This is a genomic window from Flammeovirga sp. SubArs3, from assembly GCF_947387565.1.
GTDB classification, from domain to species: domain Bacteria; phylum Bacteroidota; class Bacteroidia; order Cytophagales; family Flammeovirgaceae; genus Flammeovirga; species Flammeovirga agarivorans.
The window spans coordinates 775,518-790,650 of the sequence record NZ_CANDOA010000001.1; the positions used below are offsets into that span (position 1 = coordinate 775,518).

The 15,133-nt window shown below is 37.3% G+C and carries 9 protein-coding genes; 1 reads left to right on the top strand and 8 read right to left on the bottom strand.

Annotation, left to right across the window (positions count from 1 at the left end):
• Positions 1-203: 203 nt before the first annotated feature.
• Positions 204-2,723 carry an MG2 domain-containing protein gene (locus QL232_RS02955; RefSeq protein WP_281613009.1) on the top strand — a complete coding sequence of 840 codons (2,520 nt, stop codon included), beginning with the start codon at positions 204-206 and terminating at the stop codon, positions 2,721-2,723.
• Positions 2,724-3,287: 564 nt separating this feature from the next.
• Here QL232_RS02955 and QL232_RS02960 read toward each other — a convergent pair.
• From QL232_RS02960 to QL232_RS02995, 8 genes are all read right to left on the bottom strand, one after another.
• Entirely contained in the window at positions 3,288-4,154 is an 867-nt protein-coding gene (locus QL232_RS02960) for an RnfABCDGE type electron transport complex subunit B (protein WP_281613010.1), read from the bottom strand.
• Positions 4,155-4,215: 61 nt separating this feature from the next.
• Positions 4,216-5,073: a ferredoxin-NADP reductase gene (locus tag QL232_RS02965; RefSeq protein ID WP_281613011.1), complete on the bottom strand. Its 858-nt coding sequence runs from the start codon at positions 5,071-5,073 to the stop codon at positions 4,216-4,218.
• Positions 5,074-5,324: 251 nt separating this feature from the next.
• A complete protein-coding gene (locus QL232_RS02970; RefSeq protein WP_168882494.1) occupies positions 5,325-5,906 on the bottom strand; it encodes an RnfABCDGE type electron transport complex subunit A in 582 nt (193 codons plus the stop codon).
• A complete protein-coding gene (locus tag QL232_RS02975; protein ID WP_281613012.1) occupies positions 5,903-6,541 on the bottom strand; it encodes an electron transport complex subunit E in 639 nt (212 codons plus the stop codon). Before QL232_RS02975 ends, QL232_RS02970 begins: the two co-directional genes overlap by 4 nt.
• A 59-nt stretch (positions 6,542-6,600) precedes the next feature.
• Positions 6,601-7,248, bottom strand: coding sequence for an FMN-binding protein (locus QL232_RS02980; RefSeq protein WP_281613013.1), 648 nt, complete (start codon positions 7,246-7,248; stop codon positions 6,601-6,603).
• Positions 7,245-8,261, bottom strand: a complete 1,017-nt coding sequence (locus QL232_RS02985) for an RnfABCDGE type electron transport complex subunit D (protein ID WP_281613014.1) — start codon at positions 8,259-8,261, stop codon at positions 7,245-7,247. The genes QL232_RS02980 and QL232_RS02985 overlap by 4 nt, the downstream gene beginning before the upstream one ends.
• Positions 8,254-9,597, bottom strand: coding sequence for an electron transport complex subunit RsxC (rsxC, locus tag QL232_RS02990; protein ID WP_281613015.1), 1,344 nt, complete (start codon positions 9,595-9,597; stop codon positions 8,254-8,256). Before rsxC ends, QL232_RS02985 begins: the two co-directional genes overlap by 8 nt.
• A 7-nt stretch (positions 9,598-9,604) precedes the next feature.
• Positions 9,605-14,509, bottom strand: a complete 4,905-nt coding sequence (locus QL232_RS02995; RefSeq protein ID WP_281613016.1) for a 2-oxoacid:acceptor oxidoreductase family protein — start codon at positions 14,507-14,509, stop codon at positions 9,605-9,607.
• Positions 14,510-15,133 lie beyond the last annotated feature (624 nt).

Genomic DNA, 15,133 nt, shown 5'->3' on the forward strand with positions numbered 1-15,133 from the left:
ACACTATTGTAAACTGCCCTTTTTAATATAGTCGTAAGATTGATCAATTTTGTACTAATTAAAATAGTAACAAATGATTATATTTGAATTCTAGTTAAATAAACTTATCCAACACAGTAACCTTTGTCATGTAGAAATGAAATGATCAGACTAGAAGACTGTGGATTGTGACTACAAATAGAACAAAGTAAACAACTAACATTATGAAAAAATTAGCAGTAACTATTGTTACTCTATCTGCATTGATTTGGGGATTTTCATCCTTTCAGGAGGTTTCATCAATAGAACAATTGATTGAAAAGATCAATAATAAACAAAAGAGAGAAGCCAAAGAAACAATCTACATACATACTGATAAGCCATATTATATGGCAGGTGAAACCATTTGGTTCAAAGCGTATCTCCGAAATTATCAATCTCTAAAGGACAATCAAGTAAGTAAAACGATCTATGTTGAGCTTTTAGATGAAACGGGAGAAATTGTTGAAAAAGAAATGCTCTATGCTAAAGGGCAAAATGTTCATGGTGATTTTAAGTTAAGTACTGAAATGGCTGCCGGTGAATATAGAATTAGAGCCTATACCAATTGGATGAGAAACTTCGGAAAAGAATACCTTTTTGAAGAAAGAGTAAATGTCTTCCAAATTAATCCTGACGAAAGAAGAAAAGTTACGGATAGTGATGTTGCTGTAGATGAATCGAATAATCAAATGGCGATGTCTGAAGAACAATATGATCTTCAATTTTTTGCAGAATCAGGTCATTTATTGGCCTCTATACCTTCAAGAATAGGTTTTAAGTTAGTGAATAGCACAGGTAAGGGACAACCGTTTTCTGCCACTGTTTTTGCTTCCGAAAATAAAGAAATTACAAAAATTCAAGGGAATGAAAAAGGTATGGGTAGTTTGTTTATTGCTCCATTTCCTAATGAAAAATATTATGCAGTGCTAGACAAAGATTTAGGGAAAATCAATCCTCAAAAATATTACCTACCGGTAGTAGAATCAGAGGGAGTCTCTTTGAAGTTATCAACAAGTAATGCCAACAAATGGATGGTACAGGTAATTGCTACCGACGATCACCTAAAAGAAGGAATGTATTTGTTAGCGACCCAAAGAGGGAAAGTATTGTATATGTGGAATTGTAAAGGGGAGAGACCTAGTTTACGTTTCGCCTTTCCAACAGATGGTTTAAATAATGGTGTAGTAAAATTCACTTTATTGGATAAAGACCATCAACCAATATTGGAAAGAAATGCTTTTAGGTATTTGGAAGGAAAAGTAGCCTTAACTTCTGATAAGGATAAGTATAAAAAAAGAGAAAAGGTAGCACTATCAATTCAACTAAAAGATGATCAAGGAAATAAGGTAGCGGCAGATGCTTCTATGTCGATTGTTGATGATCATATTGTAGATATGGATAGAAAGAAAAATACTATTCTTTCGGAACTACTTTTCTCTAAAGAAATCAAAGGAAATATTGAAGACCCAATGTTCTACTTCAACAATTTTGATGTAGCTAAAATTGAAGCATTGGACAACTTGATGTTAACTCAAGGGTATGAAAAAGTGGTATGGATGGATGATCTAAACGATACGATTCCTCCAGTTTTTATTCCTGAATTTGGTGCGTCTATCTTAGGACAAACCACAAGCTTATGGAACAAAGACAAAACAAGAATGTCTGAGATTACTATGGCTGCGATTGGCTCTAAACAATTTATAGCTGAAGAAGTGGTTACAGACGAAAATGGAAAGTTTGCTTTTACTGGTATGGTATTTTTCGACACCACGGAATTTGTTTTCCAAGCTAAGAAATACAATAATAAGAAGAAGAAAACCACAGAAAATAGAAATGTAGATATTTCTCTGTATGGTATTGATAGTCCGAAGGGCTTCCCAATTATCACGGATGAAAACGAAGATGTAAAACACAATTCATTAGCAGCATTCGAAAAGGAAATTCTCGAAATTGAGAAAATTAATAGAGCTTTTGATTCTAAAACAATTATTCTTGATGAGATAGAAATTGTAGATGAGAAAATCGAAGATGAATTCGATCGAGCAGGGAAATTACATAGTAGTGGTTCGGTGAGATCAAGGTTAGTGATGGATTCTTTAAACTATGCAGCAGGTATGGATGTGTGGTCTTTCTTACAAACAGATCCTAAAACTGCTCAAGTATTAAGAAGAAATAGCTTTGGTTCCAATACAGGTGGTAGTGTAACGGTGGATGAAGAAGGGAATGTTACTTCTTTCTCAGGTGAAGAATCAGTACCAGTCATTTTAGACGGTTTTGAAGTAGATATTGATTTCTTAAGATCAATGCAAACCTCTGAACTAAGTTTTATAGAAGTATTGGATGCATCAGAAGGTAGCTTATATATGAGTAATGCGATTAATGGTGTTATCGCATTATATTCTAGAGATGGTTCAGACCAACCTAATTATGTGGTGTATGGTATTAACTCTTTCAAGCACCCTGGTTTCTATGTTGGTAAAGAGTTTTACTCTCCAAAATATGATGTACCGAAAGAGGAACACATCAAACCGGATCATAGAATTACGCTATTATGGGAGCCTTATGTAACGATTGATTCTACAGGAACTGCTAATATTGAATTCTATACAGATGATAAGTCAACAAGATACCATGTTGAAGTAGAAGGAATTGATAGTAATGGAGAACCTTTCTATTCGACCTATCAATTTGATAACAACTAGTTTGAATTATTGATATCTCTAAAAGTCCCAATTGGCGTAATAGCGAATTGGGACTTTTTATTTCCTACATATACAACGTTAGCCAAAACAAACAAACTGAATAGATTTCTTTCTGACATATTGATTAAAAAAATATCACTATTTCGACTATAAGGTACTGTACGAGGTGTGTTAAAAGTAATGGAATGTATTCATTATTAACACTAAACGTTAATAAAAATATAACAAAGTATACGTTATTGGTTTTTATTATTAAAAGAAGGGTAAAACGTGTTAAGTTTACATTATATTTGACTTATATGATTACTTAATTGTTCTATATTAGGTCCGTTACTACTTTATAAAAACCAACTTATCAGCTATATATGGAAAACAAAGAGAAAGTCGCATTAAATTTCAAATCAATTATCGAGACATTATACTTAGGTGGAATTATTTCTATCGTAGTATTAGGAGTTAATGCACTATTAAATCTGTAGGTAATTTTAAGGAATTAAAGACAAGAAAAAGTAAAGCCTCCGACGTAAAACATCGGAGGCTTACACACTTACATATTTTAGGGTATTAAGAGAAAGCAATTTTCTTTTTTTCTTTACGAATAATTCTTTTGCTTTCCTTTCCTTTGATGATCCCGTGGTCATCATCGAGCCAGACAATCGCACCCGTAGGACAACGTTGTATAGGTTTTCTTGTAGTATGATTTTTATTATAATCGATCTCAGGCAAATTGTTGTTCATGGTGATCAATCCATTTTCAGCATCCATCACACATTTTCCACAAGCCGTACAACCTACCTGACATTCCTCTAGTATTTCATCACCTTTCTGAGTGTTTTTGCAAGCTACCCATAGCCTATGATCTAATGGTTCCATGGAAATTAATCCTTTAGGGCAAGCTTCTACACAATCTCCACAAGCCGTACATTTATCTGTATCAACTTCCGGAATATGATGTTTATTCAATTGTATAGCATCAAAATCACAAGCAGACACACAGTCTCCATGACCTAAACATCCCCAATTACAACCTTTTTCTCCTCCTGAAATTAAGGAGGATGCACTACAACTTTTTTCACCATAATAGTTCACTCTATTGATGGCGACGTTTGCGCCACCTTGACAAGCTATTCTGGCAACTTGTTTATCTATGCTTCCTAAATCAACGCCCAAAAATTCGGCAATGGCTTGTATGCCATCTTCAGAATTGACTGTACATTTCCCTGGGGCTACCTCTCCTTTAACAACAGCTTCTGCAAAGGTTCTGCATCCAGGCAATCCACAAGCACCACAATTTGCTTTTGGCAATAAATCATCGACAATATCTATTCGGGGATCTTCAAAAACATACAATTTCTTATTGGCAATAATTAGCATAACCGCCAATAGAAAAGTGAGTCCTCCTAATGTTATTAATGCAGTAACTATAGACATGGTTTTCTCTTTTTTTATTGAAGTAGTTGCAGGACTATCACTACAACTACTTCTTTATGATTTAATAAATCACTTCTGCCCATTTACCGCCTGCAATTAGTTCTGCTTTACGGTTGTTCCATCTTTTCTCAGATCCAAGAATGTTTGAGAAGGCTTGGTCTAGTTTTTCCAACACATCTTTGTAGCCTGCTACATAAATATGAGTGTTGTTTTGGTTGAGCATTTGTTTTAATTCATATGATTTTCCTTCAAGGACCGCATCTAGATTGATAGGGTCAGACCAACGAGGTCGAGGACTAACGGCTTGAAGTGCCTCAAAAGTATCTTCATCATAATAATTCGTAAGATCATTATTTTTATGATTCATATACAGCATATCCAATCCACTTCTTGCTCCATAGAAGAGTCTTACTTTGCCTTTCCAATCATCAATTTCATTGTAAATATGTTTGATAAAAGCTCTGAAAGGAGCAATACCAGTTCCCATTCCAATAAGAATGAGGTTAGCATCATGGTCTTCAGGTACATTGAAGGCTAGATTAAATGGCCCCGTGATGGTAATTTCATCTCCAGATACTCTATTGCATAAATAGTTAGAACAGATACCGTTGAAAATCTCACCACTTACATCATCTACGTATTTACAACGTTTGACTAATAGTTTTATACGTGTTTTACCTTCTACGACTTCTGGTATATCAGCAACACTGTATAATCTATGGTGGTAGTTATTCCCAAAGTCGCCATTGGCATGAACCAATACACCGAAACTTTGGTTGACTTCACATGTAAATTCAGGATCTTGAACCTCAAGCAGCAATTCTCTTACTTCTTCAGAATCTGAAGGAGTAAGGTGATCGGAATGTAATACAACCGCCTTATAGCGGATTTCTGTTGGGTATTCTTTAAGGTGTGTCATAATTTTTATTGGTAATAGAGTGATCAATAAAGTGGTATTCGATTAATTACTCAGTTTTCTTTTTTTACATACTACGCCACATTTACAGCCTCCACATTTTGAACGGGAAGCCAGTGCATCATCACTTTTTACATGCTCTTTGAACAATGAAGTCCACAAGTGCTGTATGATCATCCACCCTGTAAACAGTGCGATAACGAATAATATGTTGATGAAATGTGACATCATTTTAAATGCTTATTTTCAAAGTATCAGCTACCAATTCCTGAAAATCCCATAAATGATAAGGAGAGTATACCTGCAATTAGTAATGTAATCGCAGTTCCTTTTACAATTTTTGGTGTATCAGCAAATTCAAGCTGTTCTCTTAAACCTGCCATGAGTAACAAAGCAATGGTGAATCCGGCCCCGGCACCCAAGGCATAGACAAAACCTTCAAATAGGTTATATCCTTTTGCCGTTTGGAAAAGTACTAGTCCTAAAATTGCACAGTTGGTTGTGATGAGCGGAAGGAAGATACCCAAAGCATTAAATAATGCGGGACTCATCTTTTTCACAAACATTTCTACCAATTGAACGGTAGAGGCGATCACAACAATGTAACTGATTAATTGTAGGTAGGGAGCATCCATCCAATTCAACAGGCTATTGATCCCAAAGGCACAGATTGAACTGATAATCATTACAAACGTTACTGCAGCTCCCATTTTAGAAGCAGTAGAAACTTTACCTGAAACTCCTAAGAAGGGGCAGATACCTAAGAAATATGCCAAAACAAAATTGTTAATCAGGCATGCATTAATGAAGATGTTCCAATATGATGCTGTATTCATAACTTACTTCTTTTTTCTTTTAGGTAATTGAACAACAGTAACCAAAATGCTAAGGTGAAGAAACCTCCTGCAGGTAAAATCATAATGATCCAAGATTGGAAATTTTCTGGTAAGAGTTGTAATTCGAAAACGGTTCCGCTTCCAAATATTTCTCTTACTACTCCTAAACATAAAAGAGCAAAGGTGAAACCGATTCCCATCCCCAACGCATCCAAAATAGAATGTTTGAGGTTATTTTTTGAGGCAAAAGCTTCTGCTCTACTAAGGATTAAACAGTTGACCACGATCAATGAAATAAATGCTCCTAAGCTTTTGTGTAACTCTACACTAATAGCTTGAATCACATAATCAATCACTGTAACAAAAGTGGCTATAATTAATATGTATGACGATATTCTTACTTGCTTCGGGATGAAATTCCTTAACAAGGAAATAAGGATATTCGACATCAATAAAACAAAAGATGTGGCGAGTCCCATGGCTAATGCATTACCAGCAGTGTTGGTAACGGCAAGTACAGGGCACATACCAAGAACTTGTACAAAGACTGGGTTTTCTTTCCACAGCCCTTTGATAAACTCATCGGTACTTCGATCTTCTTGTTTCTTCTCTTTCTTTTCTTCTAATGCAATCATAAGCTTTGATTGTTATTAGTAATAGTAAGTGATGTTATCTACTGAATTTTCACTTGTCATTATTGATTTACTTTTTCCATGCTATCATTGATGATTTTCCCAATAGCTCTACTCGAAATGGTTGCTCCTGTAATTCCATCAATTTCCCATGGATGGTTCTTCTCACCATTTTTTACAGTGATTACGGCATTATTGAGTTGCTTCTTTTCCTTGTCCCAACTGACATCCAGAGCGATAAAGTTGGCTAGAAAGTTTTCATCTTTTTCAATCTTATCACCTAGGCCTGGAGTTTCTTTACTCTCTAATACATGGAACCCGACAACTGTTTCTGTTTTGGGATCATAACCTATCAAGATTTTAATAATGTCAGCATACCCTTGTCCGCTACACTCCAATGCATACCCAGACATGTTGCCTTCATCGTTGTATCCAACATAGATTTTGGTTAACCCCTGTTTCTTTTGGTCGAAGGGTATTAATGTTCCGTTTTCAATCAGCATGGGCTCCATCTTTTGTGTATTGGGAATCACTTGAAAGATGGCTTTTTCTAAAGCTTCTGCTTTTAAGAAAGCCCGTCTCTCACTTGTTCCTTCGTAGATAGATACAATTAGTAGAGCACAAAGTAGACCCAGCCCTACCATTGCTGATAGCATTTTTCCACTCTTTGGAGTATCCTCTTGTGGTATAGGTTGACTTGGTGCATTCATGACTTTTTACTTTTTGATGTACCGTAAACTTTAGGTTGTATCCATCGATCAATCTGTGGAGATAAAGCATTGGCCAATAAAATAGCATACATTACTCCTTCGGGAAGTCCTCCCCAAATACGAATGACGACGACTAAAATTCCAATGAAACAACCATAGATGCATACTCCTAAAGATGTGATTGGTGAGCCCACCATATCTGTAGCCATAAACATAGCTCCCAGCATTAGTCCTCCAGAGCATAAGATAAACCATGGAGTAGGATATACTTCGGGTTGTATCATATATAAAATGCCGGAAAAGATAAACGCACTACTTAGAATGGATAATGGAATCCTCCAATTCATCATGCCCTTGTAGATAAGGTAAATGCCACCTAGTAGAATAAAAATAACACTGGTTTCTCCCGTTGAACCTCCTACAAACCCTAAGAAAAGATCTGAAGTTTCTGCTGCAACATGATCAAACTTAAAAGCCGATAATGGTGTAGCTCCAGAACTTCCATCAAATACAGGTTGTAGTAAAGGAACAGTAAATAATGAAGAAGGAACTGAGGTAAAACGATTGTCAAGTAATGCAGGATACCAAGTGGTAATAGCTACAGGAAATGCTGCTTGCAATACCGCCCTACCCACTAAGGCAGGATTAAATACATTGTAACCCAACCCACCGAATAAGAATTTTCCTAATCCAATGGCGATTACACCCCCAACCATTGTCATCCAAAGTGGAAAAATAGGAGGGAGTGTAAGGCCCAGTAGTAAACCAGTTATGGTTGCAGAGTAATCATCTATTGTAGTGTCTTTATTTGTGACCTTGCAAAGCAAATGTTCTGTGATTACACAGGAAGCTACCGACATACCTATGGTCAATAATGCACTGATACCAAATACATAAACTGAAAATAATGCAGCAGGTAATAGTGCATAGACCACATTCTTCATGATCACATCAGTGGTTACACCTTTAGTAAGGTGAGGGGATGTGCTGATATGTAATGTTTTACTAAGCATGTATTTTGGCTTTTCTTTTTCTAACAATAGATTTAGCAATTCTAAACCTCTGTACTAACGGAATATTGGATGGGCATACATAAGAGCAGCTTCCACATTCAAAGCAGTCCATCAAATTGCAATCTTCTGCCATCTGATCATATGATTCTGCTTTTGCCAATAACCCCATTTTCGAAGGGTTTAGACTAATAGGGCAGGCATCTACACAGCTTCCACATTTTATGCAGGCAAAAACTCTATCGTTTACCTTTACTTCATTCTTTGTGAAAACTACTATTCCAGAGGTACCTTTAACGATAGGGATATCTAAGTTGGAAACTGATACACCCATCATTGGTCCGCCGAGATATACTTCTGAAATATCATTGGAGACACCCACTTCCTCGAGGACAAACCGTAATGGAGTACCAATAGGAATAAGGTAATTGCCTTTTTTCTTTACCCCAGGCCCTGTTATTGTTACTACCCGTTCTTGAATACCTTGACCTCTAGGTAATAGTCTTCCTATTTCTGCAGTAGTCGCTACATTAACGACAACAACACCAACATCAATAGGTAATCCACCCGATGGCACTTCGATATCAAGAACAGAAGTGATCAACATTTTCTCCGCACCTTGAGGGTATTTTACAGGAACTACTTTTACCGATATAGGTAAGTCTTCTGGAAGTAAACTTTCAAGATGCTTTGCGGCATTTTTCTTGTTGGCTTCAATGCCAATGATACATTCATTTGCTCCTGTTGCCTTTAATAAATATCGAATACCCATAAAGATGTCTTCTGCTTGTTCTAGCATAACTCGGTGGTCTGTAGTAAGGAAAGGCTCACATTCAACACCATTGAGTAAGAGGACTTCACAGGTTTTATCTTCAGGTACTTTCAGTTTAACATGAGTGGGAAAAGCTGCTCCTCCAAGGCCAACAATACCAGCTTGTTGAATACCTTGTAGGATATCACTTTTGTCTGCATCATAATGGATGGGTGTACCTTCTGCTACTTCCTGTCCTGAATAAGGGAACGCTTCAAGGTAAATTCCCTCAGACATTTTTCCACCTACAGTGGGTACAGGTTTTATCTTTTTAATAATTCCCGAAACAGGAGCATGTAGTGGTACTGACATATATCCATTGGCCTTAGCTAGGAGCTGACCTCTTGCTACTTCCTGTCCTTCTCTCACAACAAGTTCGGCAGGTTGGCCAATATGTTGTGAGAGGGGAAGGATGTACACCGGAGCAAAAGAAAACTGTCTGATCGGCAGGTCTTTTGTGTCGTCTTTAAACTCTGGTGGATGAATCCCATGTTTGAAAGTATTTTTATGGAAATTAAATAACTTCATGGGCTTTCTAGTTCAAACGCTCAGCTCTTTTAATCCATTTTTCGATGTCCTTTGGAGAAAGATCTGTCGGTAATCCTGGATGAATTACTCCCTGCGAACATTTCTCACCAGCTTTCACCAAATCGGAGAATGGACCAGCACCAGGGTTTTTAATGATCGCTTGCTTTTGATCATTATATTCAAACATTTTGTTGTTGATCTTAATGCACTCATCACAGCCACTACATTCTTCAGATTCTATCCATGGAGCCATTGCATTCTCATTGCTTACAACTTCAACGATAGTTTCCGAACTTTGAGAATCATCTTGTGATGGGACAATCATTTCAGAAATATCACCACTTTCACCAGTAGCTAATTTCATTAACCCTTGAGCGAGTTTACCTACAATATCTTGTCTGATTTTATTTTCATCGACAGTTTCTATTTCTTTAACCCCAGCGATGTCTTTCAGCATAATCCAGAAATCTCTTCTTTCTTCAGCAGAATCGACAATTGGAGCGGCAACCATAACACGTATTAAGTTTTCCTTTTTATCTACTGCCCAGATGTATGGGAAAATACCGTCTCGATCTTCTTTAGGTAACTCCATGAATTCAGCCAATGGCATCATATTATCATTCCAAGTATCTCTTGGTGCTACTCTAAAGTGTTTTCTAAATCGAGCTTCAGTAATGGCAAAATCAGCAAAAGTCATATCGACTTCCATCGATTTATCTTTACCATTGTCTTTGTATTTCAGTGTGTACGATGGCCAAAGTTTATCCATATCAGGGTTACCCGATAAGTCGAAGTTTTCTGCTGCTGTTGTGCCAATATCAGGGTTGTATTTAAAGACCGGATACGTACGCGATTCTATCGCTAGTTTCGCTTGATGTGCCCCCAAGTCATCTGCTACGCCATGTTCTGGTTGGCAGGTAGTATAAATATTAAATAAGGCAGGGCGCTTTGTCATCAAACCATCGATAAACCCTTCTAACATTTGTGATGTATTCGCAAGGGTAGATTGTAACACATAAGTATTTCGATGTGCCATAGCTATTAAGCCAATTTCCTTACGAGGTTCAGGTTTTCCTTTCCATACCTTACCATACTGAGCCATATCAGAAACCTGACCAATAAAGCCTGAAGTACAAGCCTGTCCACCAGTATTGGAATAAACCTGAGTATCTACAACAACGACTTTAATAGGTTTTCCGGAAGCCATCATTCTTGAAAGGTTTTGGAAACCGATATCATACATAGAACCATCGCCACCTAAGGCCACAACAGGTGGGCACAAGTGCCATTCCTCATCTGAGAATTGCTGCCAATTGAAGTAAGTGAAGAAATCATCATGTTTATCAGGGTCGTAAGCGTTTTCAAGCTCTAACTCTGCTTTACGAACGGCTTTAAATCCATCGGCCATTTTTGCCATATGGCCTTCAAAGATACCCATCGCTAATGAGGTGGAATCTTGGAATAAGTGGTTGGCCCATGGGAATGGATAAGGATTGTATGGATAAGTTGACCCCCAAACAGAAGTACATCCTGTAGCATTGGTCATACCCATAGAAGCTCTTCCTCTTCCGGTAGTACCTTGTTCATATTTCCATTTTAGCTGCTTCAGTTGTGCCATCAACTGAGTGACATTTCTGAACCAATCTTGATCGATAGGATCTGTACCTTTGGCCGACTCAATACGGCTTGTAATACCAGACATGGTCAGGTCAGTATCAGAAAGTTCTGAAACAATAGATGACATCAGATCTGCATCGTTCAAATTGACTGTTTCCATCAATTTCAATTGAATGTGCTTCTCTAGTTTTCCGATGAGTTCATTGAGGTACGCCACATGCTTTTCTACTCTTGGCATCATCAATGACTCTACTGTTGCAGTGAATAAATGCACTACTGTTTTTTCAGAACAACCTAGACAAGCTCCATCACCTGAAGCGAAGGCTGAATATGCTGATTTATTAAGTAATAGGGTTTCTAATGGACCAATTTTTTCTTCAAGGTCATCAATCCTATTGTATTTTGGAGGAGTAGAAGGAAGGGCTTCCCAAAGGTCCCATTCTTCTCGTAATTTGGCTACAGAACCATCAGTCTGTATGACGGGCTTTAAAGCATCATCTTCACAAACCTTGATACATTCCATACAGCCCTTACAAGTTTGAGGGTTTAATGTAATGCTAAATAAACCACCACTACCTTTTTCCTTCTTCTCATTTAAGTGATAGTACGGACGAGTTAATGCAAATTGGAAGTCACCAATTTCTTTTTTGAACCATTCTAATTCTTGAATTAACTCTGGAGATGTATTGGCATCATAGATTTTTTCATCTAAAATGGCATGAATCTGATCGCTCACGGTTACATCACCTTTAACCGCATCAAAGCGGTCACGAATTTTGGTTGTCATCATTCGAATGGCTTTAGGCAAGTGATCTACTTTACCATATTTTTTTCGAACTCTTTTCACTACCGTGTCCATCACATCATCTAGTTCGGAAACCAAACCAGGCAATGCAGTATCTGGACAAACGGTATAACAGTTTCCGCAGGCAGTACAATTGTTAGGTATCCATTCAGGATGTTCAAAACGGATACCTGTCATATCTCTGAACAACGACGAAGCTGCAGGCATCACACTAAGACCAATAAATGGATCAGTGATATTGTCGTTGCCCATTCCTTTTTGGTAGAAATTACCAGTTTGCTCCCAAAATCTATGAACGTCAGAGAGGTTAGACTCACTAACAGGAGCCGCTTTAAGCATGTTGGGGACAGGGATGTTTTTATGAATGTCTTGAATGACTTTCTGTTCGGTGATCTCTTTACAAGTAATTTCATTTACTTCATCAAAGCCACGTTTTACTACACGCATGTTGTCATCAACAACTCTTTGCCCTTTCGCACCGAATTTATATTGTAATTGATCTTGAATTGCATCTAATAATTTATCTGCATTCAGACCTGTTTTTTCCATCAATGGAGAAGAAGAGAAGAATGCCCCTTGGAAGGCAATACCCTGCATACGTAGTTGTAATTCAGGATCGGTAGCTTCTTCTCTAGCGATTTTAAAACCATCAATATAGAATACATGAATGTTCTTATCGATGATAATTTTTTGATATTGTTTAGGGATATCAGCCCAAACTTCTTCTTGTGTTGCTTTATCACTTTGGATAATAAAACAGCCCCCTTCCTTAAGTCCTGCAATTGCATTTGTATGCTTGAATACATTTGGATCAGGAGATAGCACAACATCCACAAAATAATATTCGCAGTTGATTCGGATAGGTTCAGGGGCTGCAGCAAGATAATAGGTAGTAGGTTGACCCTTTTTCTCAGAACCGTATTTCGGATTAGCTTTAATATCATAACCTAATAGGTCAAAGAGGGTCATGGCAAGGTTTTTACCTGTTGTGATTGCACCCCATCCTCCGATGGAATGGAAACGAACGGTAACCGCTTCTTTTGGCATTAAGTTAGGATTTTCTGATCCTCTCACAGAAAGTTCCTTAATGTTAGGGTAGGATTCTTGAATGGTTTCTTGATACTGTCTTTGTTTTGGACTAAATGATTTTTCCCTTACAAAGTCAATGGATAAGTAGAACTGTTTTTTCTGAGTTCCACTTTCCAGCATATTTTCAATCGCACCGATAATACCTTCCGGTTGTAGATCTCGGCTACCCATACCGAATGATCCAGAATATAGTGCAGGCATTTCTTTAGGTTGGTAACCTACTAGCTCTGGGTAAGGGACGTTTTTCTTGTGCGTTCCGTTTTCTAGACATTTTGAAAGGACCGATCTGATCTCTCTCATAATTGGAGCATCTTCAGCAAGAGGTTGGTCGAGACGTTCTAAGATGGTTACCCCTTTTTTACCTTTCAATATTTTTGCTAAACAATCGGCAGGGAAAGGTCTAAACATCACCAGATCCACCACACCAATTTTTAACCCTCTCGTTTCTCTTAGGTAATCAACGACTGCTTCTGCACTAGAAACGACACTACCTTGGCCAAGAATTAGATAATCTGCATCCTCTACCTTGTAAGTCATTACTCTTTTATATCGACGGCCTGTGAGTTGATAAAATTCTTCAAATGCATCATCGGTAATGTCCTTAATATGATCAAAGAAGAATGGACGCTGTGCAGCAACTGACTGCATATAAGCATCTTGGTTTTGAACAATACCAGTCATTAATGGATTGTCTACATCCCAAACTTCAGGAATTCTTCTTCGTTTTTCTCCATAAATTATTTTTTGTGCCGGAGTTGGTGTATCGATTATATCATCAGGTCTACCTAGAAATTCTTTAATAAGTTCTCTTTCAGGAAGGTCTAATGATTCGATCAGGTGAGTAGTAAGGAATCCATCTTGCGCGATCACTCCAGGGGTTAATGCCATCTCAGCAATTTTATGTGAGATGATATTTAAGTCGGCTACATGTTGTGCCTTTTTAGCGAAAAGTTGGAAAAACCCTGTATCATCAATCGCATGGTAATCATCATGCCCTGCATGTACATTTAACGTGGATTTGGTCATGGCTCTTGCACCAATATTCAACACATAAGTAAGTCGCTTACCTACCGCTGCATAAAGAGATTCATGCATATATGCAATCCCCTGACCTGACGAGAAATTGGAGGCCCTTTGTCCTGTCATTGATAAACCTGCGGTAACAGCTGCTGCTGCATGTTCCCCTTCGGGTTCAATAAAAATAAGAGGTCTATCAGAAATGTTGAGATGTCCTTTTGCGGCTTCTTCAGCCCAATATTCACCCATTTGGGTGGAAGGAGTAATAGGGTATGCACCCGCTGCATCTGACGATTCCCTTTCGCACATAATAGCTACAGTGTTCCCATCCATAGCTACACGAACTCCAGGGTACTTGACGTTAGTTCTGTTGTCGTTGTCCATTGAATATATAATTTTCCGTTGTTTATTTTATGTATAACAAAAATAAACTAATACTGTAAGTGTGATTGTATTAGTATCTTTTGTACTTGTTTCTATCAAGGATATTCAATAAAAGCGAGGTTAGTATGCCTCTCAGCTACAGTGACTTGTTCGTCCTGTAGCTGATGTGAGAGGTCAAAAGTAGATTAGTTTTATATTTTATTCATTTCTACTTATTAAGTAATAGTTCTAGTTTTCTAATTCTAAGTTTTGATAAAGAATTAATAGGTAATAGGTTGATACACGTGATAGTTATATGGTTATAGTAAGATTCATTTCATACTTTTTCGTTGTTTGTTTTTCATTATGTGTAATGATTACACTATAAATGTAGGCAGACCCTAAAAAAAATGACATGACGATGATCAAAGGAAAAAGTGACCAAGGTCATAAAGAAGCTTATACTTCTCCAATTACTAAGAAATCTATTTTGTAATATCTCATTGATTAATATTTCATAATGAGATGAAAATTAGATATTTATAAACTTGTGAATGTTGTTTGGTAGTCAAATTAATAGAATGGTTAAAAGAGTGATTTTATTTATTTAGAATCTTTCCAAAATGTTAATCTCAAGCGATTGTT